This is a genomic window from Chryseotalea sanaruensis, assembly GCF_003990915.1.
GTDB lineage: Bacteria > Bacteroidota > Bacteroidia > Cytophagales > Cyclobacteriaceae > Chryseotalea > Chryseotalea sanaruensis.
In genome coordinates, this window is sequence record NZ_BHXQ01000008.1 from 63,031 (window position 1) to 89,626 (window position 26,596).

21 protein-coding genes are annotated in these 26,596 nt (G+C 37.1%); 3 read left to right on the forward strand and 18 right to left on the reverse strand.

The window, feature by feature from the left end; genetic code table 11:
- Positions 1-41 precede the first annotated feature (41 nt).
- The 18 genes from SanaruYs_RS18710 to SanaruYs_RS18795 all read right to left on the reverse strand — a co-directional run bounded on the left by SanaruYs_RS18710 (position 42) and on the right by SanaruYs_RS18795 (position 21,110).
- Positions 42-1,085 (reverse strand): helix-turn-helix domain-containing protein, encoded by a 1,044-nt coding sequence (locus SanaruYs_RS18710; protein ID WP_127124143.1) that lies wholly within the window; start codon positions 1,083-1,085, stop codon positions 42-44.
- Positions 1,086-1,766: 681 nt separating this feature from the next.
- A complete protein-coding gene (locus SanaruYs_RS18715) occupies positions 1,767-2,294 on the reverse strand; it encodes an REP-associated tyrosine transposase (protein ID WP_127124144.1) in 528 nt (175 codons plus the stop codon).
- A 155-nt stretch (positions 2,295-2,449) separates the two neighbouring features.
- A complete protein-coding gene (locus tag SanaruYs_RS18720; protein WP_127124145.1) occupies positions 2,450-3,433 on the reverse strand; it encodes a hypothetical protein in 984 nt (327 codons plus the stop codon).
- Between the two features lie 348 nt (positions 3,434-3,781).
- The gene (locus SanaruYs_RS18725) at positions 3,782-4,300 is read right to left on the reverse strand and encodes a hypothetical protein (protein ID WP_127124146.1); all 519 of its coding nucleotides are present in this window, start codon (positions 4,298-4,300) and stop codon (positions 3,782-3,784) included.
- A 497-nt stretch (positions 4,301-4,797) separates the two neighbouring features.
- Entirely contained in the window at positions 4,798-6,153 is a 1,356-nt protein-coding gene (locus SanaruYs_RS18730; protein ID WP_127124147.1) for a Kelch repeat-containing protein, read from the reverse strand.
- A gap of 1,249 nt (positions 6,154-7,402) precedes the next feature.
- Positions 7,403-7,714: a hypothetical protein gene (locus SanaruYs_RS18735; RefSeq protein WP_127124148.1), complete on the reverse strand. Its 312-nt coding sequence runs from the start codon at positions 7,712-7,714 to the stop codon at positions 7,403-7,405.
- 487 nt (positions 7,715-8,201) lie between these two features.
- On the reverse strand, positions 8,202-8,852 hold the full coding sequence (locus SanaruYs_RS18740) for a hypothetical protein (RefSeq protein WP_127124149.1): 651 nt from the start codon (positions 8,850-8,852) through the stop codon (positions 8,202-8,204).
- A 52-nt stretch (positions 8,853-8,904) separates the two neighbouring features.
- Positions 8,905-9,288 carry an MmcQ/YjbR family DNA-binding protein gene (locus tag SanaruYs_RS18745; protein WP_127124150.1) on the reverse strand — a complete coding sequence of 128 codons (384 nt, stop codon included), beginning with the start codon at positions 9,286-9,288 and terminating at the stop codon, positions 8,905-8,907.
- Between the two features lie 219 nt (positions 9,289-9,507).
- Positions 9,508-11,271, reverse strand: coding sequence for an amidohydrolase family protein (locus SanaruYs_RS18750; RefSeq protein ID WP_127124151.1), 1,764 nt, complete (start codon positions 11,269-11,271; stop codon positions 9,508-9,510).
- Between the two features lie 351 nt (positions 11,272-11,622).
- Entirely contained in the window at positions 11,623-12,255 is a 633-nt protein-coding gene (locus SanaruYs_RS18755; RefSeq protein WP_127124152.1) for a hypothetical protein, read from the reverse strand.
- Between the two features lie 185 nt (positions 12,256-12,440).
- Positions 12,441-13,364, reverse strand: coding sequence for a hypothetical protein (locus SanaruYs_RS18760; protein WP_127124153.1), 924 nt, complete (start codon positions 13,362-13,364; stop codon positions 12,441-12,443).
- The gene (locus tag SanaruYs_RS18765) at positions 13,351-13,776 is read right to left on the reverse strand and encodes a hypothetical protein (RefSeq protein WP_127124154.1); all 426 of its coding nucleotides are present in this window, start codon (positions 13,774-13,776) and stop codon (positions 13,351-13,353) included. Before SanaruYs_RS18765 ends, SanaruYs_RS18760 begins: the two co-directional genes overlap by 14 nt.
- A gap of 303 nt (positions 13,777-14,079) precedes the next feature.
- Positions 14,080-15,120 (reverse strand): endonuclease/exonuclease/phosphatase family protein, encoded by a 1,041-nt coding sequence (locus tag SanaruYs_RS18770; RefSeq protein WP_127124155.1) that lies wholly within the window; start codon positions 15,118-15,120, stop codon positions 14,080-14,082.
- 924 nt (positions 15,121-16,044) lie between these two features.
- Positions 16,045-16,494 (reverse strand): DMT family transporter, encoded by a 450-nt coding sequence (locus tag SanaruYs_RS18775; protein WP_160118723.1) that lies wholly within the window; start codon positions 16,492-16,494, stop codon positions 16,045-16,047.
- 2 nt (positions 16,495-16,496) lie between these two features.
- A complete protein-coding gene (locus SanaruYs_RS18780) occupies positions 16,497-17,276 on the reverse strand; it encodes a DUF481 domain-containing protein (protein WP_127124157.1) in 780 nt (259 codons plus the stop codon).
- Between the two features lies 1 nt (position 17,277).
- Complete coding sequence (locus SanaruYs_RS18785; protein ID WP_127124158.1) at positions 17,278-18,801, reverse strand: alpha/beta fold hydrolase; 1,524 nt, start codon at positions 18,799-18,801, stop codon at positions 17,278-17,280.
- Positions 18,802-18,884: 83 nt separating this feature from the next.
- Positions 18,885-19,802, reverse strand: coding sequence for a helix-turn-helix domain-containing protein (locus tag SanaruYs_RS18790; protein ID WP_127124159.1), 918 nt, complete (start codon positions 19,800-19,802; stop codon positions 18,885-18,887).
- 234 nt (positions 19,803-20,036) lie between these two features.
- Positions 20,037-21,110 (reverse strand): WD40/YVTN/BNR-like repeat-containing protein, encoded by a 1,074-nt coding sequence (locus tag SanaruYs_RS18795; RefSeq protein WP_127124160.1) that lies wholly within the window; start codon positions 21,108-21,110, stop codon positions 20,037-20,039.
- A 604-nt stretch (positions 21,111-21,714) separates the two neighbouring features.
- On the opposite strand from SanaruYs_RS18795, the gene SanaruYs_RS18805 reads away from it, so the two are divergent.
- From SanaruYs_RS18805 to SanaruYs_RS18815, 3 genes are all read left to right on the forward strand, one after another.
- A complete protein-coding gene (locus SanaruYs_RS18805) occupies positions 21,715-23,313 on the forward strand; it encodes a vitamin K epoxide reductase family protein (RefSeq protein ID WP_127124162.1) in 1,599 nt (532 codons plus the stop codon).
- Between the two features lie 223 nt (positions 23,314-23,536).
- Entirely contained in the window at positions 23,537-23,881 is a 345-nt protein-coding gene (locus SanaruYs_RS18810) for a PadR family transcriptional regulator (protein ID WP_127124163.1), read from the forward strand.
- Entirely contained in the window at positions 23,881-26,508 is a 2,628-nt protein-coding gene (locus tag SanaruYs_RS18815; protein WP_160118724.1) for an ABC transporter permease, read from the forward strand. The genes SanaruYs_RS18810 and SanaruYs_RS18815 overlap by 1 nt, the downstream gene beginning before the upstream one ends.
- The last annotated feature ends 88 nt before the right edge of the window (positions 26,509-26,596 follow it).

Genomic DNA, 26,596 nt, shown 5'->3' on the forward strand with positions numbered 1-26,596 from the left:
GGAAAAGGCTCTTCAAATGATCATTTCGAAAGAGAAAAAGATCATTTTAACAGTTGCTGGCGGTATATCATAGGTGTTTCACCTGTTTGCTTTTTAAAAGCCGTGTTGAAACTGGAGATGCTGTTAAACCCTACCTCATAAGCGATAGAAGCTATGGTTTTGTTTTTGAATTCCTCCAAGTGGAGCAAGCGTTTCGACTCCTCAATCCTGAAAGCATTTACAAAACCATTGAAGTTCCTGGCACTTTTTTGATTGATCACCTGCGAGAGAATTTGTGGACTTACATGTAGCGACTCACTTAATAATTTTAATGTGAGGTTGGCGTTTTGAAATTGCTTTTCATCCACAATGAGTTTTAATGCTTTGGCATAGATATGGTCACTTTGTTCCTCCGAAATAGGTGTTGTTTTGTATTTAATATGGTCGATCTTGGGAATGTACCCTTGGCTGATAACGATATAGCTTATTACATAGGCTACAACAGAATAGAGAATAGGCCCAATCACATAAGGGATAACATCGTCAAACAGGTTGAGTACATAAGCCACCCAAATAACGAGAAGTCCGTAAAAAAACAGGCGCAATAAAACAAAGGTGTCCAGGCTAAGTCCGGCATCTTTTTGTTGAAGTACATACCGATAACTAAAAAACAGGTAAACAAGAAAATGAAGGTAGTAGGAAATAAAAAGTGTTACGAATAATGCGAGCGGCAAAGTTGCCGTGTGTTGCTCTTCTAGTAATAATCCAATGATGAAGCCGATGATTGCTGGGATGAAATGGAGAAAGTGCTTAGGAGTAAGCCGAAATGATTTGCGTGTACAAGAGAGTGCAAAGAGATAATAAAACGGCCCAATAGCCATGATAGTGCTGAGTCCGACAAAAATGATTTTGATGTCAATGTTGCCGGTGAATTCCAGAAACACTGATTTCCCAACCCTGAAGGATAGAACAATTAGCAGTGCACTTAGTAATTTATTAGAGAGCGCATTTCCTTTCTGGTAGCCCCATAGAAATAAGGCTAGGAATAGGCCATGGATAACCCCTAACCCACTAATGACAACTAAAATGATATCATATACACTCATCGGGCGCAAATTAATTCAAATGATGCATTTTATTGAGTTTGATCTAAATACTTCGGAAAAGGAAAATTGCATGTGATAGCAAGCCAGTGCTGTTAGCCCATTTTTTTCGAAAGGAAAGGATATAAATGCCAAGTGGCTTGCCGGTAATAGTTGGCGGTATCAATTCGTTAAAGGTTGCTGCCTACTCTCCTGCTCAGTTACAATCGTAGCTATCTCAAACGCTTATTCCGCTCACCGTCTCCCGCAGGGGACGATAAGTATGCAAAATTGTTAATCAGGAACATGCGGGTGAAGCAAGATCAGCGTCCCTGCGGAGACGCTGACTGGACAGTAAATTATCCAAGCCATTGTTGGTGTTGGGCGTGGGAATCCCGCTGTGCCCCGCTGTTCGACATGTTAGCGCAGCGCATGTCGAACTTTAAATAAAACGGATTTCTAATCCGCGAACTCCAATAAAATGAATTTCTAATCCGTCTCTAAGACTCTGCTAATTCCAACAATCCTTTTCTTGCTCCGTAGTAATCACCACAGCTGCTATACATATACTCTTCCTCTTTCTCCACAATACCCGCCCGAACAGGGTTCACCGCTGTTCGACATGTTAGCGCAGCGCATGTCGAACTTTAAATAAAACGGATTTCCAATCCGCGAACTCCAATAAAATAAATTTCTAATCCGTCTCTAAGAATCTGCTAATTCCAACAATCCTTTTCTTGTTCCGTAGTAATCACCACAGCTGCTATACATATACTCTTCTTCTTTCTCCACAATACCCGCCCGAACAGGGTTCATATGTATATAAGTAATTTTAGTATCAAAGAATGACTGAGTTCTGATTTCCTCACCATGATAACCTTCTTGCCAAAAGATGACCTTATCCTCTTTTTTCAGCAACCACAACAACCAGCTTTTTCGGCTTTCCTTCATATTCTCTTTAATGGCCGCTACAATTCTTGATGATGTAAACTTCTTAAAATCGCGGATAATATCGCTAAGCTTTTCTTTATCACTACTTATAATCATGTGGATATGATTAGTCATCACTACCCAGGCATACACTTTTAATCCTTTGTGCTGCTGACAATGTCGGATGCTGGCTAACAAAATATCGATATACGTTCTTCTTGTAAATACATCTACCCATTGATTGACAGTACAAGTAATAAAGTACTGACCAAATTGATCATAAATACGGTAAGCATAGCCCATCGATAAAAATAATAGCCATCTCTTTATTAAAATAAGTCTTTAAGACTTATTGGTATCTTGGCTTGTTCAAAGCGAGATTAAAAATACCGCAACATTAAGCGTTCAACATCCGCTACGCTAACATGTCGAGCAGCGGACCTTCTCTAGATGTGGAATTATTGCACCCAGATTCCAGTTCCAGTGGTGTAACTATTGTTTGTATTTTTAATTGTTCTTTGTGCTCCATTAACCCAATATGTTGCAATTCCCATCACTTCTCCGGTTATATAGATATCTCCATTATGTACAAAGACAGAGAAAGCCCTAGCACCTTGGCCAGGCAATGAAATACTACTTCCATTTTTCCAGCATTTAGCAACTGAATTTTCTTCTCCCACAATATAAATATCCTCGCCTTGAACAAATATTCCTTTTGCATCTGAATCATAAGCTGGGTTTGACAATATCATTTCATTTCCATTCTTCCATACTTTTGCTATATATGTTGCGCCTGCCTTCTCACTGCCAACAACATAAACATCACCTTTGTCTGAAACACTGATTGCATGGACTTGTGCAGGGCTACTACCAGTTGTAAGATTTATCCCCACACCATTTTTCCAATACTTCATAATATTATACATGCTACTTGACTCAAATCCAGCAACGTATACGTCATCACCAGACACAAAAATTGCACTTGCTTTTGAATGATTCGATAGATCACCAAGTGTGTGCTCAATTCCATTCTTCCAGTATTTAGCTGTGCTATAAATAAAACTGTACTCTTCATAGCCAGCCGTGTAAACATTATCACCAACAATAAAAATTGAGTTTACTACTGCATTATTCTGGCCATTTGTTAACATAACCTCGCTTCCATTCTTCCAATACTTGGCAACTCTTTTTCCCAAATTATTATATTCATATCCACCAATATAAATATCATTCTCAGTTACATACAGAGACAATGCTGCTGAATGATTATCTGAGTTTGATAATTGAGAGCTTTCTCCATTTTTCCAATAAACTGCTTTTGGCGAGTACGGTGGTTCCCAAGGATTCTCGACTCCTGAAATGTGAATACTTGGAGAGTAGGGTTGCTCTTCGCAGCCGTTTAATAGCATTAGCAGAAAAGAGAATAATAATAATTTTTTCACAAGGAAAGTAGGTTGAGTAAATATAATAATGATAAAGCATTCGGAAAAAGGAAAAACGCTATGTCACTCAATATTGGAATAAAGGTAAAAATAGAACTTATTCCATTTTACTCGCTAATTTTATTTCTGTTGCAAATATCTATTGGCGCGAGTGTTGTGGGTAAATAAGCGCATGGATCACTTGTATCCTTTGAGTAGATATATAATGTTAGGCACAAGTTTAACACATACAAACCCACATGCGGAAGACTTAAGTCAGATATGGTCTTCAAAGCGGGATTAAAAATCCCGCTACATTAAGCGTTCAACATGCGCTGCGCTAACATGTCGAACAGCGGGGATTTTACATTAGTATTCTCCTTTTTCAAAAGGAGAGGATTCTTTACTTATTGTTACTGGGTTTAAGACTCGATATATTTTTTCCATTCCATCTTTTGTCTGTTTAGTTTCCTTGCCTTCCGAAAAAACATAATCCAACCCCAACATATGAAGATCACCAAAGAAGATTTCCTTTTCTATGGAGAAATCTCTGAGACTTTCACTTGTTCTTTGTTTATCCATTTGCTCAGATACTTTTTCCAGCCAAATGCTATAACCTTGTTTAGAAAATCCAAATTGCTTGAATTTATCAGAGTCCTTAAACTCTATAAGCTCATTGTATAAGGTACTATATAATATCACTAGTTTTCTTTGCTCCTCAGTCAATTCCGTTTCAAGAATTGATTCTCTAACTGGTTCAGATTTTTCAAGTATTTTATCTGTACTACTTAACTGTTCTATTTTATTTAAGTCATTGACTTTGGTTTTTTCGCGCGAACAAGCGAATAATATTAATATAACAGTGAAAACTACAAAGAGTCTTATCATAATCGATTTTTCTGTATCCTCCCAAACTAGCGCAGGTCTTTGACATTGTATTCAAGTATGTGCGAGACTTGTGTTTTGTCATTAATCCCGATATTAAAACGCTCTATCGTTTTACTAATTATGGCACAAGTATCGCACTTTCCTACGCTCATGCGGAAGACTTGCGCCAGATGGGAACATGTCGAACAGCAAGGTCATCTCTTTATTAAAATAAGTCTTTAAGACTTATTGGTATCTTGGCTTGTTCAAAGCGAGATTAAAAATCCCGCAACATTAAGCGTTCGACATGCGCTGCGCTAACATGTCGAACAGCGGGTTTGTCTTGTTTATACTTGAAATAAATCTCCTTTAAATCTTCTAGTCTTTTTTTTGCTCTTTCTAACGACCAACTAAAATGAGTATGCGCCACAGTTGCTAAAAGCACTGAAAGTTCTATTTCGCATTGTCCTATCAAAGAGCTCAGTTCGCATATTCATTTTAGTGTTTGTTGTGATCAGTTAGTTTGGAATAAACTCCCAAAAATCAGTGTAAAGTGAGGTGTCAAAACTTTCCGTGTCTCTATTATATTCTCTATCCTCCCCCAGTCCCATAAATGCTCTATCTCCAATAACTAAAGAGACACCACCAGCTCGATCTAAAAAATGGATATCATCTTGGTCATCAACGTAGACGGGATATGTTTGTGGTATCCATCTATTTCCATTAGGTTCATATCTGTAAAAATCAAACTGACTACCTACGTTTGTTCCATAGGTTAATGGAAATTCACCATATCCCATTCCGATAAATGCCTGTCCTTGAACAACAAAAGAAACCATCTCCTTTCTGCTTGCATCATATCCTCTGTCATTATCAAATGACCCTCTGTATGAGGAGGACAGATTTGGAATATCGTACTCTATGACACTTTCATCCTCTTCATAGAACCACATTTCACCACCAACAACATAGCCTTTATTGCCTAAAGAGAACATACTAGCATATGATCGATTGGGATTTAGCCTTGGAGAAAATGAACTTGTAAGACTAGTAAACTCATTAGTAACAGAATTCCATTCTAGGAGTCCCTCATTTAGATTACCAACTCCAGCTCCAATATAAGCCTTATCCCCGATCACAAAAGATGATACTCCTTTACACCCCTTATGTTCATACGTGTAAATTGGGTAGTCGTTAAGTTTTGACCAAGTGTCCAAATCAGAGTTGTACTCCCATAGTAAATCACAATACAGGAAACCTCTGTTGTTTATCACAAAACTCGTAGATCCGATTGTTGAAAAAGGTGCATCGTTCTTCCTATTCCAAGAATCTAAATTAGGATCATATTCCCAAACTTGTGCATCTGTGAAATCAGTTCTCGAACCTACAATAAACCCTTTTCCATCAACTGAAAAACCAGTCGCATTTACCAATCCTTCTCCAGGGAAGTCACTTAGTTTTTTCCAAGTCCCAGGTTTCGTTGTGAATGATATTTCATTTGCATAATAAATCTGATTATTCATCTCAATAAACGCTTTAACATAATAAGTTGTGTTCCCGACTAAATTCTTTACAAAGGCGGAAAATGCGTAATTTGGTTTCTTTATGCCTTTTCGGATTATTTCTGAATTCGGATTATCAAGTGAATTGTTCGGAAAAGTAGACCAAACAAAGCCATGATCCTCAATTAAGTCAAGAATTTGATCCTCTTGCTCTTCATCAATGTTCGCATCAAGCCAAGTATAACTGAGAGTCGGAGGATCTTTTTGGGAGGTTTCAAAAATTGGTTCAATTATCTGGATCTCTTCCGTATCACATGAAATAGACAGAAACAGAATTAGTACAATAAAAAATTTTCCTTGCTTTATCATCATCTTAATTGATCACAACAACTGTGTATCAGATAGTTTAGAATAGGTCGTTTCTCCAATAATATACTTTTTGTCCTTATAAATTGAGAGCTGCTTTTCTAATGCTTCAATTATCGCTGATTTACTTTCTAGTCTAGTCTTATATAGATAATTAATAAATATCCATATGATTGTCGCAACTGAAATTAATGATGTTATATAAATGAATGGTGCGTTTATGAAGCTTTCCCACTGCTGTTCAATATTTATTTGACTAAAAATAAGGTTATACATCATTTTGCTATTTCTATGTGTGCCAACGCTTGGCTATGAAGCGTTACTTTTATCCTTTAAAAAATAATTAATCAAAAGTAATGCTTTATAGCCGTTGTTGGTTGCTGGGCGATTCACTCGTCCATTAGATATTAAAGAATTCTTATTCTTCATTAACTTCAAAGGTGTCCAGTGATTTAGATTTATAAAAACTCCTCGTATTTTAACTGATAATAGAATGTGATCGCGATAATTATCGAAAGTACTATTCCGATTAGTAAGAAGGCATTTGAATAGAATTTCAACCAAAAGACATTAAGTCCAAGAATTTTTGGATTGTCAATCCCCGACCTCTGAATGTAGAGCTTTATCCCAATACCTGTAATTATCAGCACAAACGTCAATATTAAAGGTTTTATATAAAAGTCTAATTCAGTCATTAGTTTCTAATTTTTTTGAAACTGTTAATAAATCGTTTTACTATATAAAAGTCCGCGATGATGAATAGGCCGATTACTAATCCGAAAAAGAGTATCTCCGTTGCATTCATATTCTTGAATTGAGGTTTTGTTATCTTTTCGTATAGTAGTTCAAAATAGACTATTATAAAAAATCCTGTGACCACAAGAAACATGAATAGTCCTACGTTAATCAAAGCATTTTTCATTTATCAATTCTTTGTCCGTCCTGATTTTTTCGTCAACGCGCCTTGCAACCAACATCTGTATATATACGTTACACATATTACCCTAAACTTAGAGGCTATATACACTCAACAAATCTTAACACTTCCTGCACACAAGTCTCCGAGCCCACTAAGTATTGTTATAACTAATGTAAGTAAATTCTTTTCAATTCTCCAACCGAAGAGAACAAAAATTGAGCTGATTTCTTCTACCTGAAAAGTGGTAGAATTTTCGGAAAATAAAAAAGCTGCATCGGAAAGAAGATGCAGCTATTGGGAAAGTGTTTTTGGTAATCTCTTTTTAGTACGTCTGCCCTACCGCTGGCTCTTCATCGCCTTCAGCTTCTTGTACACAGCCTTCGCCTGCTTGGTCACGGATGATTTGGTTTTATCGATCTTCTCTGCATGCTTATTCATTACGTCATAGTAAAAATCAAAGGTTTCGTTTGTATCGTCATCTATACCAAGGCAACTCAGAATGGTATCGTCCAGGTGGGGTTGGTACCAGGAATCATCAAGGCCTAAGTCTTGCAGGGTGTTAAAGAATTTGCGGCTTTTAAGTTCTGCAGAAATGAGGGCAATAATCAAGCGCTCGCTATCTAAAGCAGTTTTACATTCTATTCCCATACTGTAAACTTACTACCTGAAAGCAAGGGAAAGGTTGCCGTTGACGGCAACCCAAGTGTAATTTTACGTTGTAAAAAATAGTAGGTGAATGGGATTAAAAATCCCACAGCATCAAGCGTTCAACATGCGCTGCGCTAAACTGTACAACAGCTATAACAACCGGTCTGACCGCTGTATATAATAACAAGAAGCGGTCTGACCGGTCGCTGTTGTTGAACCAAAATCATTTTTTAAAATCGCTGGAAACATGTCGAACAGCGGTTCTCGGAGTAGATATCACCGATTTCTTTAAATCTAAATAGTTCTATAAAGCGGGATTAAAAATCCAATGTCATTTAGTTAAACTTCCATATTCATCCTCTCCCCTGCAGAGGATTGGAGGTGAGGTCATAAAAAAGGAATTAACTAAACGACATTGTATTAAAAATAACGCAACATCAAGCGTTTAACATAGCTGCATTGAAGAACAATGACGAGATTCTATAATTTAATGAAGCACGAAATTTACTATGCCGTTAGGCTCCGCATATTCAGCTTTTCCACTTTCGTAAATCTGATTGGCCATTTCCAAAGACTCAAAGCCTGTTACTACTTCTTTTACTTTAAAGTATTGTATATTATAACTTTCCCCAACTAACTCTAAATTCATTGATTCTACATAGTCTATAAAATCAGGTTCTGAAATAAGACTTTCATTATTTTTTGTCAGCACTTCGCTTATCAAAATAAAATATGAACTAAGGTCATTCTCTACTAAATAGAACAAAGGAGTAGCTGAGTAAATCTCATCGTCTTCGTTGAGTATTTTCAGGTAATTGTTCATGGTGGCGCAATCTGCCGAATTTTCTTTCAGCCTTACCCACACCTTGCTATAATTGTTGTTCAGTACATTATACTCTATAAATGAATACTTATTCAAAATAGACTCAGCGTCTTCCTTTGTAATTTCATCTTCCCCAAACACAATCCACATTTCTGACAAAGACTGCTTTAGATTGACTTTTACGCCTGCTGAAGCATAATAAAAATACTCGGTGTCACAGAGCCTCATTTGTGGCGAAGCTTCTTTCTTTTCACAAGAAACTAACACTGTACATCCCAAAAGCACAGGTAAGGCAAATTGAAATAAATGCTTCATAGATTCAGATTTGCTATTGGACACAGCTTAAGGCCAAAAGGTAGGAACGAAATCAATATTTTGTAAATCTCCTTTCGTCATATTCTTTTACCTGTTTTTTAGTCGCAAGTCCTTTCCAGCTTTGCTCAAGTATTTCTTTCAATAATTTTTTGTCATAGTTATGTATCCACATACAAATGTATGGATAGGCTTTGAAGTGGTCAGGCAAATGAAAAATTTCAGGGTGACTGTCTAAATATTTATTTCTGATTGCGAAATCAAGATGTACCGGAATAAATTCTCCGCTATCGTGAAGTCGGCACATGAGTTTGCCACGCACTTTTACCGATGGTGTTCCTTCGTGTGAAACACTCTCCTCTGTACCGGGGAAAGTCAAAGCAATATTCTTTACTACTTCAAAGTCGGCATAGTTAAAGTTTACTATTTTGTTTTTCATTGTCAGGTTGATTGAGTGCTTACTGGTTTGTTAGTGAGCCTTCGCGCTCATACAAACGCACAACACCAACAAAGGCAGGGCCAATAGTTTCCTACAAAGTAGTAAAAAACAAGCACGATTTTGTTGGCGTTGTTTGCAAAAGTTTGTGCTCTATCATAATCACTTTCAATTATATTCTACTAATAACATGAACCAAACTCAATCTATAATTATAGAAATTTATTTCACAAAACGCATAGGATTATCGCGGGCTATAATATCTACATTCTTAGTCGAAAGATTGAACTTCAATTCAGCGAACAACTGCTTTTCTGATTTGTGATTTCGCACTACATAAAAATCTGTTCCGTATAAAATACCTTCAGCCAGGTTTCGCGTTTCACCTTCCAGTTTAGGTCGATCCAATGTATCGCTCAGTAGTGGCCAAATACCAGCATCATGCAGTGTGTAACTGATATCGGCATATACATTAGGATGCTGCAAAATCAAGCTGCTGATAATGGAATACCAGTCGGTACTTTTCCACATTTGCGCTAGTTTATCGTGCGAGAATTGTCCATTGGAATTACGCATAAAGTCAATACCATTTGGCTTGCTGATGAGTGCCCTGCTAAAGGTATCTCTATCCGCTTCTAAGTATTTTAACCATTCATCTTCACCACCATAATGGCCAAAGCAAATTTTCAAGTCGTTCAAATTGTTTAGCAGTGGCGTTTCGAAATCTGTAAAGCCAAACATTTCCTTAATCCTTGGGTCTTTGGCATTTCCAACTACTATGCGCAACAGCGGCTCCTTTAGTAAGCAGAGATAGTTAAGCGGGTGTGTGAAATTAATTGAGAATTCCCGATTTTTTCTTTCCTTTAGCAGCATCGGCATTTCGTCATTACCTACTTTTTCCTTAAAAACCGGGTGCATATTCCACTCACTTTTCTTTTTACCCCGATAGAAAATTGTGCCTCTTATGCAATGTGTAATAATTGGCAGATCATGATCAACAGCATATTTCCAAACAGGAAGCAGATGTTCATCAAAGGGATAATAGCCCAAAGCAGGGTATATCTTAAAACCATTGAATCCATACTTCTCGAGATAATCACGCATATCACAATCTTGCAACAAGATTTCTTTATTGGGTCCTATTCGATAACTGAAAAAATCCTTTTGAAGATTGTTTAATTTTTGTGCTGTTATACGTCTTGGGTCAACAAAAACAAAAGGCAAAAAAACACTTGGGTGATCTTGCTTGATGCTAACGAGTTCGTTCATCTGCTGAGCGTAAGACTCTCTGGGTAAACCGGCACCCATAAATTCCATGTCCATTGGCAAAACTATAAACCGACTGCCTTGTGGATACTGCTTAGTTAAACGACCAAAGATGTCTCTTTGATTTTTATAAAAAGCAAAACGGCCAACCAGAACATAACGACTAATGAATTTAGTGGTTTCCTTGCCTGGTAAAAGAGCAAAGAATTTAAAAAATCGTTTGAGTAAAAATAGGATAAGATTGCGACCGGACTTCACGAATAATAAAACGACTACAACTAATATCCAATAAGTTGTTTTGGTTAGCGTTTCAACGAGAATTCCGTTATTCGTTAGCCAATCCCGACTTACTTGTAACCAGCTTTTTTCTGTTGAATCTCCTACAGGGAAATACTGTGCGAGGAGATCGAATAAAAAAAATAATACCTGAAGCGAAATCCATAAACCGACTATATAAAATACAATTTTAATAATTGTATTTTGACTGATTCCCAGCACTATCTGTGCGTAGATGCGTCTTGCACGTTCGAGCCATGAAATTTTATGTACGAAATAATCTCTGAGTTTATACCAGGCACGAAACAATCCGACAATCACAGCTGTGTTTATAAGGTAGGCTGTACCAAACGGTAAATAGGATTTACTCAACCAAGGTGGCACATGGTCTGCTTTGAAAATGTGCGTGTGGCAATTAGTGAGGGGGAGTTTTTCAGGGTCCATTGTGTGCGGTTGAGTTTGTTTGTAAAGTTATTCAAAGAAGCAGATGTTCAGCATTACTACTTACCGAAGATTTAGGTTTTACTTTTTTCTTTTGTTTTGACTTGCCATTGTTGGTGTTGCGTGCAGGAATGTGGGAGCTGCACCAATATTTTTTTCATCTCTCAACCCAAGTTAAGTTACGCGGCTTATTGGTGAGTCTTCACGCTTGTGCAAACGCACAACACCAACAAAGGCAGAGAAGAGGCATCACCAACAAAGGTTCTGGGTATTCTTGCTTATGAGTCCTCCTGCACCAACTGTGTTTAACAGACATTATCGAAGGTTAACACTTGCAACAATTATGAGTCGTCATCAATAATCGGACAAGAGTTGGTACCCTCTCTTCGTTACTTTGGTCTTTGATGTTAAAAGTACTTCTACACCTCCACCAGCCTGACCAAAGTTTGGCGCAACTGTACCCGACTTAATCACTGTGCCAGCGGGCACTTCATATTCAATGCAATACCTCCCGGGCAGCGGCACAGGTAATGCGTAGCGACCTACCACGGCAAAACCTGTATTTGCGTATCCCTTGTCTAGTATTGTTGTAAGGTAAGTATTTGGAGATAGCTGTCCATTATTATACCTAAAATCAGCAGGTCCATGCGCAATAATGCGATAGAAAATCGTAGGTGACTGAAGTGTGTATTCTTTAATGAGGGGAAAGCTAGCAGGAACTCCAAGGTATCCGGGATTTACAATACCGGTTTGTGTAAAAAGTGGTAAGCTTCCAATTTTAAGTACATCTTTAACATCGATGTATTCCTCATCGCCAAGTTCTTCCTCAATAGTTGGTAAGTCCAATAACGAATTTGTGATTTCAAACACTCGGCTACCATTAAAGACGGCATAAATACTTTGGTTTAGTGTTAATACAAGTTGAAAACCCATGCCTGTTTCGTGCCTATCAACCAAAATTTTTCGGGTTGTTTCATTAATTTGCATAAAATAGATTTACATTTTTAAACAATCTATTATAGAAGATCACAACAATACTTATCGATATATTTTGATTCCAAAATCGTTCTCAAAGTTGGAGATTCCTTACAAGGCAAAACAGTGGTATAAGGAAATTTGTGTTTTTTCGAAGGCGATAAATTTAGATAGTGTGCTTCTCAAAATCAATTCTTCTATTTAATAATAATTTTCGCCTTGACAGTTAATGTTCTGTATTGTTGATCATCCAGTCCTTTGAGCGGATCAGCACCTTTGATCCAATCATGAGCAATACCTAAGCTATTCTGATTATCAGATCCGAATGGTAAGTTTATACCCACTTGAAAATTGAATTGTGTATCCAAATCTCTGTCAACTTCATTTATAAATTCGGATCTTCCATTGTAGGTAAATTGAGCTTTGAAAAGATCATATCTATCCACCAATAAATCTGAAAGTATTGGAAGAAAAAATAAGTTAAATTCAAAATCAAATTGCCCCAAAACAGCTTTCCCATCTCCTAGGTAGGCTAAACCAAAATTATGATCATGAGAAAACATTAAAACCTGAGCAAGCCTCTTTCCATATGCTGGAAAAAGAGATTTTGTTCTAAGTATTTGTACACCAACCAACCTATCAAAAGATAACCCAAGAATAGCTTGTAACTCTTCTTTATCCTTAATTTTGTCTTCTGAATTTTTAAAGTTAAGAGTTAAAGGCATTTCAAATGAAGAAGAACCAATTGACTGTCTTTGAAGAACGATGACTTTTCCCATTGAAATTCCAAGTTGTCTAACATCTTGTTTCTTTTCAATCAATGTGTTACGATGTAACTCTGCAGTCAGACCAAAACTCCACCGGCTTATAGCTGTCCCTAAACTTGTTTCTATAAGTGCATTCGTAAGCCAACTATTGCTAACTGTATCTGAAGAAGGAAATGTTCCAATAAATTCTGCGGGTTTTCCTTTTGTAAAATCATTGTCCGAAGCTTTTGCTATAGTTAATTTGAAAACAACACTGTCTCTAGGTTGACTCTGTTGAGATTGTGCTGATGTACTATACACAGTAATGATGATAGTTAATGCCAGTGTTAATGACAAATAGTTATGATTTTTCATAGTGATCTTGAATTAGATTAATACAATCTTCAACTGTTGTTAATTTTACTATTTCGGTCATTGCTATTCTGCTTGGATTTTTACCAGGCTTTCGAGTCGCAACTAACACTCCCAAAATGTAGCTTAATACATAGTAAAGACCCTGCGAACTATTTATAAAATTTTGAGAGATTCCAAGGTTTAGAATCAACTTAGAAGATTTTAGTATAGAATTTCCATTTGTATATGGGTGCAGATAATTAATTAGCTGCTGAAAAATATAGACTCCGTTTTGGATGTCTTCCAAAATTTCGCGAGTAACCTTTTGTAAAACCTCAAAAGTTTTTACATCAAGTGCTTGCGATGCAGCCTGTTGTAATGCTGGGACTAAGATATAAGCCTCCGAATCATTTATTTCAAACTCTATTTTCATGGACATTTCTGATTAAAAGTGAAAATTCTATTCTAAGATGTTTATTGATTATTACTTAACGTTTTGGAATTTGTTCAAGGAGCTACTTTCTAAGCACTAAACTGTATGCCCCATTGACCTACACATAAGGAGCAAAGCTTTGGTTAGGTACTCCTCTCCCTTGCTAAAGGCCTGCTAACTGTTCGGACTTTTTGTAATTGCTATCAGGATTAACTTTAACAATTCTTCATTCAAAGTTTTATATTTTTCCATTGCCTTAAAATTAAAATTTATAATCTACTCGGATTTTCGGCTTATTCCGTTTTACTTTTTGTACTCTTCTGTCTTTAGTTTATTGAGATAGTTCTCAGAAAAATCTACTTTAAACTCGATCCACAATGGCAAGTGATCAGACATCTGAAATGTCTTCCACTGCTTGTAACTTAGTTTTGATTTTTTTACTTCGCCTTCAAATATGGTTTCGTCTTCTTTGCGGAACACATGCTGAAAGAAGTTAAAGATGCCTACGCTGTTGGTATTGTTATTAAACTCCATGTAGCCAGGCTGATCGATGTAGGCAATCTGGTCGTAGGGCATGGTGCCATCGGCATTGGTATTTGCATTGCTTAACGCCAGCAAGGCAGGTGGTATTTTAAAACCACCATCGAGCAAAGCCTTCAGGGTAGCATCATTTTTATCGCGACCCGTAATGTTAAAGTCGCCCAGGATGAGGTGATTTTCTTTTTCTTTGGCGGTGCGCTTTTTTAAAAAGGTAGCTACATCATTAATTTCTTTTGCACGTCTTTTGTATTCGGCAGAAGATTTGGTGGCTTTGCCATAATAGATGTGTACGGTGGTAATATAAAATTTAAACCACCCCGATTGAAAGGCTACAATAAACGGAGTGCGCGCCAATTGCTTTGCCGATGCACCTTTAGGATCAGGCAATACAATTTCACCTACTACTTTTCGAAAGATTACTTTTCGGGTATCGAATAGAAATGCTAACCGCTCACCATTACCAGAGGCACCCTCGGTGATGTTGGTAATCAGGTAATCCCATTCGGGGCCAAGGATTTTTACAAGCTCTTTTAAATCTTTAAGGTCGTTACCAATTTCTTGCACAGCAACCAAGTCGTATGAAGAAATGACTTCGGCCATGTAAAACAACGATTCGCGCATGCGTACCGCTTTATCATTTTTACCTAATTCGCGAATATTCCAGGTAGCGATCAGTAGGTTTTCTTCGAGGTTTTTTCGGGGCACTTCTTGCTCAAGAGCACTTTTAAGGCGTTGGATATTTTCAATAATGCGAACGCGTTCACTTTTTGTTTTGTAATCACGGAGGGAAGGATAGTATGCCATGATATTTGGGGGTTATAATATGGGGTTATAATATTAGGAATTGGGTAGGGTGTTAATTCGTTTTTGAGATTTATAAATGGGTCTCCGCGAATAGTAAAATACAGCGTCACCGCGGCAGGAAACTCTGTTGAGAAATAAGTATATGCTCTGTCATTAATTAGCATTGTATACAACGTAGATATAATCGATAAAAACCTTCGCCAAGCAATACGATATCAGTATGCTGGTAAAAATAAAATCAGTAAAATTTATTTTTAGAAAAGGGAGCGCGCAACATTACCTTATGCTGCTATCAGTCTATTAATTCCATTTACTATTACTTAGTTCAGATAAGGACAGGGATACAGCCAGGTACGTTACTTAAATAAAATTCACTTTTTCTGCACACAAGTTTCTGAGCCCATTCAGTATTGCTTAACTAATTTAAGAAATTCTTTTTCACTTTTCCAAACGGATGAGAATAAAAATTGAGCGAACTAACAATTCAATGTTGTTTAGCTAATACTTTTCTTGGCCTCACCTCCAGTGCTCCCGAAAGGAGAGGGTGAATATGGAAACTTAACTAAACAAAATTGAATTAGTAATACCTCATAAAGGGTATACGCCAAAAACAAAAAAGCTGCATCCGAAACCGGACGCAGCTATGAGAAAAGTGGTTTTTGTAATTATGTTTTAAAGAATGGCAGATATTAATAGAGTTGAAAAAATAATCTTTTTAAAAACGAAATAGTTTTTCATAGCAAGATTAAAATTCCGTAGCCTCAGGCGTTATATATCCGCTGAGTTAATATTTAACATCGGCTCAGCATCACTTCGGAAACATTGATTGAAATGGGTGAGAATCATTTCTTAAGTTGCGATTGAAGTGAATTGTATAAAAACATCTGTAAAGATAAACGAACGATTAATCATCATTTTTTCATCCTAAAATTTCTTGATTAAATAAACGCCACTTACTAGCAAAACAACACCAAGTAATCGTTGCCAATTTAGAAGATGAATGGTTGCTCCTAACAACCCAAATTGATCAATGACCATAGCAGCCAAAATCTGGCCCAACAAAACCAGTACAGTTACATTTCCGATCCCTAATTTTGGTGCAAGAAGTACAATTAATAAAATGTATGTTCCACCCAAAATACCACCCAAATAACTCCATTTAGGTGCGCTTGTAAAGTGTTGTACACCTGGAAGTGTTTGCTTAGTGATCAGAATAAAAATAGTTAAGCCAATAGCTGCAATTATAAATACAGAAAGTGCCGAAAAATATGGGCTTTGAAGGCTCTTGCCTAAATCTGCATTCATTGCGCTCTGAAAAGGTATCATGGCTCCTGCCGAAATAGCCAGAATGATCAGTAATATGGAGTTATTCATTTTCATCTACTCTTCAAATTGTATGCTAATCCAAAAGTCAGAATCTTATCTTCTTGCAGTATTTCTTCTATTACAACATTTTCTCGCGTAAAGGCATATACAACGTTAAAGGATAAACCCTTCCAAATGGGAAAATCCAATCCTACATCTAATTGAGTCCTGTAATTATTACTATTATCGAAAGCAGGTTGCCAATAAGCATCATAATACAAGCGCATATGTTTATCTGCTAAATAGCTCCAGCCACCAACATATAGCGTGCCTCGCCAAAGATTGATGTTATTATTACCATTATATTCAGAATAATTATAAAAGCTATTGGCAAATTTAGTGGCTTCATAAACTGTACTTGCCGAAAGCTTCAACACATTAATTTTTGTATTGATAACCTGATAAGTAAAGCCACCACCAGCAAAATACCTATTGTCAATTTTTCTGCGGTAATTAGTAGAAACAAAAGTAATAGCAAATGGATAAACTTTACGCTGTGGTTTGTAGTAAATAAAATTCCGGCTAAAAATATCGTTATCTGCTTCTACCGAATAGAAGGCCTGATACAAACTGCTGCTTTGTGATTTAAACACCAAATCTTTATGCAATAATAATGTTAAGTCCACTCTGCCTCTAATATTTAATAGCGCTACATTTCCTTGCTGGTAAATGCCAGTAACGCCTGTTCTGAATTGAAACCTAATGGTATCACTTTCATTGAGCTGAGCAAATGATTTACCCACACTCAGTGATAAAGCGATAACAATGCAGCCAAAAAATCTTTTAAGCATTTTACTTAATTTGAGAAAGGATGTTCAGAAATTCTTGTGGCATTACAACGAATGGCAAATGTGATGTTGGTAATTCAAAAACTTTTTTAACAGTTCCATTATCCCTAATCATCTGTTGTTGTAAAGCAAATGGGACAGCATAGTCATTTTTTGTAGCGATATAATATTTTGGTATTCCTGTAAATTTTGAAGTTAAAACTACACTATCATTTAAACCCTTTGTAGGCTCAGCTCTGTGATATTTCACCAAGGCATCTTTCATGTAATCAGGGCAATCTGCACACACAACATTAGCGATGGCATCCTTTTTAATACTTACCAGTGAATAATCGTTATTGAATTCAAAAACTTCAATAGGCTTATTGTTTAAAAATTTGTTGGTGATGCCACTTACATTCTCTCCGTTTTTAGGCAGATAAGCCGACACATAAATCAGCTTGTCAATTTTTGCTGGCATGTTTTCCGCTACCTGTGATATTACAACACCTGCCATACTATGACCGACTAAGATTACTTTACCCTTTACGTTGTTAATTTCTTTCGTAACGGTCTTCACATAATCGTTTAAGCCAACTCCTACTCCGTAAGTATTGTCCGCACCATGTGCTGGAAGATTTACCACAATAACATTGGCATTTACTGCTAATTGATTGCGAATAAAACCCCAGGCACTCTCATCTGCCCATGCACCATGAACCAATACGTAGGTTGGATAGCGGGTTTTATCCTCTTCTAATTGATCAATAATAAGTTTCGCTGCTTCTGAACCTGAATTTTGCTGTTGCCCGGTAATTAAATTTCCATCTTTAACTGCAAATGATTGAAACATAGGGGCAACTACAAATTTGCTGTTTGGCATTTTTTCAGCCTCATCCTGTATCCTAAACGGTTGAATTTTCTGACCAACGTAAGCATCCGCATAGTTCTCCTCTGTATTAGCAAAACCAGTCCAGTTTTTACCTTCTACTAGATATTTTCCGTTTGGAAGTTTTGTTTTCAATAGAATGCAGGTTCCATGACAAATTACTCCTGTTGGTTTTCCTGTTTGGTAAAAATCTACAAAGAATTTATGAAGCTCCGTATTATCTATGAATGTGTACATCGGACCCTGACCGCCACAAACTAAAATGGCCTTGTAGTCGTTTGGATCCACTGCAGATAATTTGAGCGTGTTTTTTAAGAGGGCGGCTTTAGTTGGATCTTTTAAAAACCCTAAAGACAAATAATCCCAGGCTGCATATTTACTCGCGTCTTCCGGATCGCTAAATGCGTCAATCTTTACTTCACCGCCATCAGGACTTGCAATATCTACAGAGTATCCTGCATTTATAAATTCCCAATAAGGGTGTATTACTTCAGCGGCCCATACGCCAATTGGCCAACCAGTTTGCTTACTGATAGATGGATTAGACGCTATCAATAAAACTTTTCCATTGTTGCCTGCATTATGCTGAGACCATGCCGAGGGGCTGTGAACTAAGGCAATAAGCAAGAATGCTGTACTCAAGAGTTGTTTTTGTATCATATTCTAGTGTTTGTTAATATGAATCAAAAATGTGATGAAACTGAGTTTAGTTTATGGTAGCATTTATGCCTTTTATGGTATAATCATTTTTGATTACGATAGCGGAGGGGGGTAAGGGCGGTTCCCTTCTTAAAGAATTTATTAAAATGCGAAGGATCGGAAAAGTTAAGTTGATAGGCAATTTCTGAAATAGTGAGTTCTGTATGGCGCAGTAATGCCTTGGCTTCCATTAACAACATTTCTTCGATAAAACTGCTGGCGGTTTTGCCGCTTTGTTCTTTCACCAATTTACTCAGGTGGTTTGGCGTTATTGCCAATATGGAGGCGTAATCACTCACGCTTCTTTTGGTAAGAAAATGCTGACCTACTAATTTTTTAAAGCGTGTTACTACAGTTCCATCCTTTTTTGGCTCTACCTTTTTGGCCAACTTTTGCCTTTCGTAGCTTCGGTTAGCCGCTATTAATATCAATTTTATATAAAGTTGAATTGCCTGCTTTAGCAGTTTTTGATTTCGTTTAATCTCATTATCTATTTTAAAAAACAATTCTTCAATTTCTGTCGATTCGCTTTCTGTAAGCTGAAAGAAAGGAACACCTTCGTAATCCAAAAATGGAAACTGCTGTTGAATGCTATTCAAAGGTAAAATATCTTCAATAAACTTTTCAGTGAAGAGAATGTAGTATGCAAACATATCGTCACTCTTGTTGTAGAGCGAAAACAATTGCGAGGGGAAATTAAAATGGATGGTATTGCGCTGATGTGTAAAGGTCTCCAGTCCGCAGTCGACCGTAACGAAACCTCTCCGGCACATAGCAACCCGATAAAATTCAGATTTTAAAGGGCCAATTTTATTTTTTACCCTTACAGAAGAATAAATCCCAAAGCCATTATCGATCAGCTCAGCTGTATTGTCAAGACCAAAATCGCTATCGGTTATTGCTTCCTTGTGAATAAACAAGTATTGGTTATCCAGGCGATATGACTTAATTTCTTTAGGCATTGAGCAGGGTTTATGCTTATATGCTAATTAACAAAATTTAAGCAGGATAGCCTACACCAAGGCTGCACCGCGGTACAAACTGTACAACAGCTATAACAACCGGTCTGACCGCTGTATACAATAACAAGAAGCGGTCTGACCGGTCGCTGTTGTTGAACCAAAATCAATTTTTAAAATCGCTGGAAACATGTCGAAGAGCCAAGAACATATCGAAGAGCTAAAGAGTGAAAACCGTTACTTCTCAGGTACAAATTTTAATACTTGAACACCAATCGCATAGCCATACGTTTGCTCACCTTCTTTATAAAATCTTATTTTATTACAGGCCGTACCTAAATCAATTTTTGTCCAGCTATTGCCACCGTCTTTCGTTTCATAGCCAGAGCTCATGGTGCCTAAGTAACCGTGGTTCTCATCAATAAAACCAATTCCAAATTGTCTGGCCTGGGCATCTTCACATACGTTAAGCTCAACCCACGTTTCACCACCATTAGTGGTTTTTATTATGCGTTGTTGTTTTACAGCAGGATCAGGATTATACGATTGTATACTTGCATAACCTACTTTTCTGGTTGGGAAAGAAATCTTCCATGTAGTTTCAAAAGGTCTATCAGATCTGTAAACCTCTTTCCAGGTTTTGCCGCTATCTTTGGTTTGTAGTATTAAAGCATTCGATTGACTTATGTCTTCATTGGTGGCCGAGCAGACAAATCCTTCTCGCTTATCAAACATTTTAACATCAAATGCCATTCTTGCATTACCTGTAAAAGGTTGCGAGACAAAAGTTTCACCGTTGTCGTTAGAAATAATTGACATAGCAGGGCCTCCTACTCTACCCACTGCATAAATGTGATGTCTATATCCTATCACACCATGATTTATAAATTGCTCCTTCACAATGTCAATGGCACAAATGCCCTTTACGTATGGCCCTTTGTATGAAACAGGATGCCAGCTTTTACCACCATCGGTTGTCTTGTACAAGGGTATGGTATCAGTAACGTTAGGAAAATAATCGGTACCCACAGTTCCTACATATCCATGAAGACTATCAACAAAAGCCAAAGCCCTGAAGAACGATCCCCTTTGTTCAAACTGTAGTTTCCATTGCTCGCCACCATCAACAGTTTTGAAAATTTTTCCATAGCCGTTTACATACCAGCCAATTTTTTCACTAACAAAACAAATATCATCTTGCTTACCGCGATAGGGTTCCGTTTGTAGTTTCCTCCATGTTTGTGCGGAAGTCAATGTAGATGACAGTATGAAGATGACAATGCTAATACCGATCACATTCAATTTTTTCATTATTCGAAATGTTTAAATCTCTATAAGATTAAGACATTCTCGAATCAGTTCTTGATTTTCTCCACTAATGAAGAATGTGAGGTACAAGTGAAAGGAATGCATTATGAACGCCATGCTCCGATAATGGCAAAATCTACCACCATAAACACTACTTATTATAATTGACATCCGAAGTCACTTTCTAAACAGTAGTGTAGTAATCAATTCTAATAGATTACGTGAAAATCGTATCAAACAGAGCTCAAACTTTATAATCAAAAGTTCAAAAGGTCTAATAGGCTGATTATGATATTTTTATTACAAGCATAATCAGTTAACATTAACAATGGGGGAAACTGAAAACCCAAAAAAAGAGTAAGTGAAAATAATAATCCATTAACCAAATGAAAGATCTAATCAAAAAAAACAGCACAATCAAGCCATTAAGCAAAGATCAATTAAAAGCTATTGTAGGTGGTTGTAATTCAGTAACCGGGCCTCGTGTGTTTTGTCCTGAATTGAAGATTTACACTTGCGCAGAATTCTGCTAATTGTAAATAAATTAAAGTTTAAGAGGGCTTTCGAGCCCTCTTATTTTTTGTAACACTTAAAGAATGTAAATAACATGGAACACGATCTTACGCAAGAAGTCTATCGGTTACTTAAACAACTCGGTACCCATCTTGACAAAAGGTATATAAAAGAAAGACTCGTTTCACATCCTGATTTTCCATCTGCATTCTGCATAACCAGCTTACTCGATGAGCTCTCTATATCAAATAATGCTATAGAACTAAATCTTGATGACCTTCAATCGCTTAATGGTCCAGCTCTTGCTTTTGTAGACGGAAAGTCGTTTTACTTTATTAAAGATATTGCTCTACCTGAAAAATCGATTCCAAACTTTTCGGATCGTTGGAATGGAATAGTCATACTGGCTCAAAAAGAATCTCAGTCCTTCAAATCAGATGAGTTACAAAAAATTGAACAGCAACGAACATTAAAAAATACTTGGATGATATTACTCGCGGTAACGCTAATATCATTGGCTATAATACTACTTTATAACACTGCACCAAAAAACATCTACTTGTTTGGTTTATCAGCTGTAGGAGCCTTTTTATCATGGCAAGCAGTATTAGTAGAATTAGGCAAGACTTCTGATTTTTCAATTAAGATATGTCGTGAGTCAAATTCACTTTCTTGTAAATCAGTTATTCAGGAATTCAAACCATTACCCTTCAACATTCATATATCAGATATATCTATGTTTTTTTTTCTAGGTATTATTAACCTTGTTATAATAAAAGAAGGGAGAGAATGGGAAGATATTACTAATACCATCATTCAACTGCTTTGTTATGTAAGCAGTGTTCCATTAATCATTTCAATTTATTACCAGCAATTTATTGTTAAGAAGTGGTGTGCATTATGTATTTCAATTAGCATTTGTTTGTGTCTTATGATTTTGCTTGCCATCACATTTGAAAGCCAAACAAAAGTAAATTTAAACGGGATGTTTCTGTCGATAATGTGCATTTTCCTTTTACCAGGAATCATTTGGATGAATCTAAGACCCCTTATTGAAGAACGAAATGATACACTTACTAAAAACTTATTGCTAAAACGATTTAAGAGAAATCCTGACTTATTTAAAATGCGATTACTAAACCAAAACAAAGAAGTGTGTCACTCGTTTCCAACTGATTTACAGATTGGAAACAGCAAGGCACCTTGTCAGGTGGTAGCTGTAATCAGCCCTGTATGTGGTCCGTGCTCGGAAGCTTTTGATATTCTTAAAAAACTAAAACTACGGTATACTGAGCAGATTGGCATAACCATTCGATTTGCATTGGGGAATCAATATAAATCAAAAATGATTATCCTGAAAGCCATGTTAAGCTATGCGCTTTCAAAAGATGGTTTCATGAATTCACCGAAAGACATTGAGACAATGTTGGATACCTGGTATCAAAATACAGATGTCGATAAATTCATAATGAAATATCCTTCGGCTGAAAATAAAGCTCTTATTTCTTATATCTCTGAGGTTCAAAAATGGATTAAAAACTCAAGTATTTACTACACACCAACAATCATTATTAATGGCTACAGGCTACACGATCCGTATACTTTTGATGATCTTCTTGAATTTGGTGGTCTCTGCTTGGAAATCTTTTCTTCAGAAGTAGATAAAGATAGTGATGACCAAACAAATTGCTGACGTGGATTCATTAAGGCAGATTAACTGTTCATTAAAAGACTAAACGACAATTAATGGTAGCTCAGGCCATTTTGTAGACAAGTCTCTTCCAATTCAATGGCACCTATAGCACACTAAAAACCTGTCGGTTACAGGCATTTACCCAAATTATTATCGATTTGGTACTAAATAGTAGAACAAATAATCCGGTTCTCCGTATATTAGTTCTACAATTTAGTATAATATGATTGAAACACGGCTTGGGGAATTCGAGGAAGTGATCTTGTTACTGACAGGAATATTAGGTGAAGAGGCATACGCATACAAAGTTGCCGAAGAGTTTGAATTACAAACTGGCCGCTCAGTATCAATTGGCGCTGTACACTCAACCCTTACCCGCTTAGAAGAAAAGGGATTTCTGAAATCAGAAATGGGAAAATCGACTGCTGAAAGAGGTGGTAGGAGAAAACGCATTTACACCATTACTGCTTATGGAAAGAAAACGCTTGCCGCTGCACGTGACTTCAAGCAGTCGCTATGGGAGCAGTTCCCTGGTTTTGCAACTTCCAAATTAAGTTTCGGAATGTAATGGAAGATAAACTAGGCCCTCCCAGGTTAGCACAAAAGTTATTAAGGGCTTTTCTCCGGGAAGATATTGCCGAAGAAGTAGAAGGCGATCTGGATGAAAAGTTTCATGCTGATCTGAAAAGTAAATCAAAGCACAAAGCCAAACTGAATTACTGGTATCAAACTATAAACTATTTACGCCCTTTTGCCATCAAAAAAATTAACAGATACAAGGTTATGAATAACTACCTTTTCAGCAACTATTTTAAAATCAGTACACGAAATATTTTTAAACATAAAATGATTTCGTTTATCAACGTATTTAGCTTAGCCGTTGGCTTGGCTGCTTGTGTGGCCATTTATTTGTTTGTGTCTGACGAGCAAAGTTTTGATGCATTCCATTCGAAAAAAGAAAATATCTACCGTCTGGATGAAGTACAAAAATTCACAGGCACTAATGAACAAAAGGTAGCGCTATCTATGCCGGGTATGGGCCCTGCCATAAAGCGGGATTTTCCTGAAGTTAAATCGTATGTACGCTTTTGGCTACACGGCAAACAACTAATTACCAAGGATGATACTAAACAGTTGATTGAAAATGTAATGGTGGCGGATAGCACCTTATTTGATGTTTTTGATTTCGTACTAATTCAGGGCGATATCAATACGTGTCTGGATCGACCACTTACTATCTTACTTACCGAATCAACTGCTCTGAAGTTTTTTAAAAATTCGAGTGATGCACTCAACAATACTGTTTCCTGGGATGGACGAGATTATCAAATTACCGGAATTTTAAAAGACATTCCTGAAAATTCTCATATTCAATTTGATGCGCTGCTCTCTATGGTGAGTTACACCAGTGGAGAGAATAATGTTAATAATTCATGGGGTGGAAATTGGATGACCACTTACTTGTTGTTAGAACCCACAGCAGACATTAGTGCCATGGAAGAAAAATTTCCTTCCTTTCTTTCGCGTTATATAGACGACCCCGAGATCAACACAACTTACAAGTTATTTCTGCAATCGCTTAATGAGGTGCACCTGGCATCTAATGATATTGAACATGATTACATTAACTATAGAAAGTTTAATGGATCTTATCTGACTATCTTTTATATAATCGCTGCCTTTATATTACTGATAGCAGCTGTTAATTTTATGAACCTCACCACCGCACGTGCTTCTCATCGCTGGAAAGAAATTGGTGTGCGTAAGTCAGTGGGTGCCAGAAATTTTCAGTTGTTTGGTCAGTTTATTTTTGAGTCGGTTATGCTTTCTGCTTTCGCATTGGTGGTTGCCTTGTTATTAGATGCACTTTTCATTCCAATGCTTAATGATTTGATCGGAAGAAAACTAAGCATACTCCCATTATTTCAAAATGGTTGGCAATTGTCAGTAGTACTTGCGGGCACACTTTCGTTAGGCATTCTTACAGGCATCTACCCTTCCTTTTATATGACTTCGTTTGATTTATCGCGTGTTTTAAAAGGTGGCAACAAGGGCGAAGGAAAGTCGGTATTGCGCAGTACGCTGGTGGTGGTTCAATTTGGATTGGCCATCGCTATGATGGTGAGTACTTTAATTGTTATTCAGCAATTATCGTTTATGAAAGAATCTGACATTGGTTTTGATAAAGACCAGATGTTGTTGGTGAACATGAATCGTGAAGCCAACGAAAAATTTGAGACAATCAAAAATGAATTGCAAAAGCAATCCATGATACTTGGTGTTACTGCCAGTGGCCAGCGCCTGGGTAACAATTTTCACCAGTGGGGTTTCAAGGTTATTGCCGACACAGGTGTGCTATCCATTACTCCATCTAATGTAAATGTAGATTATGATTACCTAAAAGTGTATGGCATAGAAGTAAAAGAAGGTCGTGGCTTTTCAAAAGATAACCTAACCGATAATGGATATGCATTTGTGATTAATGAATCGTTTGCGAATGAACTTAGACTAAAAGAAACAGTTGGCACTAAAGCAGGCCACGGTTGGTATGATAACGACTCGCTGGGAACCATCATAGGTGTGGTGAAAGATTTTAATTTCAACTCCCTTCATTATAAAGTGAACACACTGGCGCTGGTGGTACATCCTGGGTGGGGTTATAGCGAGCTTTCAGTAAAAATAGAAAAGGGTCGTACGGAAGAAGGTATAGCCGCAGTTAAAAAGGTATGGGACGAACAAGTACCCTCTTACCCTTTCGATTACACTTTTTTAGATGCACACTTTGAAGAAGTATATCGCTCTGACAAACAAATGAGTGCTGTGGTGGCGATAATGGCAGGTCTATCCATTCTAATTTCTTGCATTGGCTTGTTTGGTCTGGCAGCCATTACCATTGAAAAGAAAACAAAGGAGATTGGTGTACGAAAGGTTTTAGGTGCTACTGAAAGCCAGATCACTGTTTTGTTGTCACGCAACTTTGCTATGCTCATTGCCATTGCATTTATAATTGTAAGTCCGATAACCTACATAGCGCTGCATGGTTGGCTGGAAAGTTTTGCTTACCGCATAAATATTAATCTGCTGGTTTTTGTTTTGGGTGGTGTACTGGCATTAGCTATCGGACTACTCACTATCAGTTACCATACGCTGAGGTCAGCACGGGCAAATCCTGTTAAGGCACTGCGGTATGAGTAAGTGAAATTGTTTGTAGTGTCTGTCTAGTCCTGAAATAGGTTTACACGAAACGTAAACTTAAAACAGGACAAAATGGAACACAAAATCG

Coding starts and splice junctions, on each gene's coding strand:
- SanaruYs_RS18710 (WP_127124143.1), bottom strand. CDS start 1,085: ATGAGTGTATATGATATCATTTTAGTTGTCATTAGTGGGTTAGGGGTT.
- SanaruYs_RS18715 (WP_127124144.1), bottom strand. CDS start 2,294: ATGGGCTATGCTTACCGTATTTATGATCAATTTGGTCAGTACTTTATT.
- SanaruYs_RS18725 (WP_127124146.1), bottom strand. CDS start 4,300: ATGATAAGACTCTTTGTAGTTTTCACTGTTATATTAATATTATTCGCT.
- SanaruYs_RS18730 (WP_127124147.1), bottom strand. CDS start 6,153: ATGATGATAAAGCAAGGAAAATTTTTTATTGTACTAATTCTGTTTCTG.
- SanaruYs_RS18735 (WP_127124148.1), bottom strand. CDS start 7,714: ATGGGAATAGAATGTAAAACTGCTTTAGATAGCGAGCGCTTGATTATT.
- SanaruYs_RS18740 (WP_127124149.1), bottom strand. CDS start 8,852: ATGAAGCATTTATTTCAATTTGCCTTACCTGTGCTTTTGGGATGTACA.
- SanaruYs_RS18745 (WP_127124150.1), bottom strand. CDS start 9,288: ATGAAAAACAAAATAGTAAACTTTAACTATGCCGACTTTGAAGTAGTA.
- SanaruYs_RS18750 (WP_127124151.1), bottom strand. CDS start 11,271: ATGGACCCTGAAAAACTCCCCCTCACTAATTGCCACACGCACATTTTC.
- SanaruYs_RS18755 (WP_127124152.1), bottom strand. CDS start 12,255: ATGCAAATTAATGAAACAACCCGAAAAATTTTGGTTGATAGGCACGAA.
- SanaruYs_RS18760 (WP_127124153.1), bottom strand. CDS start 13,364: ATGAAAAATCATAACTATTTGTCATTAACACTGGCATTAACTATCATC.
- SanaruYs_RS18765 (WP_127124154.1), bottom strand. CDS start 13,776: ATGAAAATAGAGTTTGAAATAAATGATTCGGAGGCTTATATCTTAGTC.
- SanaruYs_RS18770 (WP_127124155.1), bottom strand. CDS start 15,120: ATGGCATACTATCCTTCCCTCCGTGATTACAAAACAAAAAGTGAACGC.
- SanaruYs_RS18775 (WP_160118723.1), bottom strand. CDS start 16,494: ATGAATAACTCCATATTACTGATCATTCTGGCTATTTCGGCAGGAGCC.
- SanaruYs_RS18780 (WP_127124157.1), bottom strand. CDS start 17,276: ATGCTTAAAAGATTTTTTGGCTGCATTGTTATCGCTTTATCACTGAGT.
- SanaruYs_RS18785 (WP_127124158.1), bottom strand. CDS start 18,801: ATGATACAAAAACAACTCTTGAGTACAGCATTCTTGCTTATTGCCTTA.
- SanaruYs_RS18790 (WP_127124159.1), bottom strand. CDS start 19,802: ATGCCTAAAGAAATTAAGTCATATCGCCTGGATAACCAATACTTGTTT.
- SanaruYs_RS18795 (WP_127124160.1), bottom strand. CDS start 21,110: ATGAAAAAATTGAATGTGATCGGTATTAGCATTGTCATCTTCATACTG.
- SanaruYs_RS18805 (WP_127124162.1), top strand. CDS start 21,715: ATGGAACACGATCTTACGCAAGAAGTCTATCGGTTACTTAAACAACTC.
- SanaruYs_RS18810 (WP_127124163.1), top strand. CDS start 23,537: ATGATTGAAACACGGCTTGGGGAATTCGAGGAAGTGATCTTGTTACTG.
- SanaruYs_RS18815 (WP_160118724.1), top strand. CDS start 23,881: ATGGAAGATAAACTAGGCCCTCCCAGGTTAGCACAAAAGTTATTAAGG.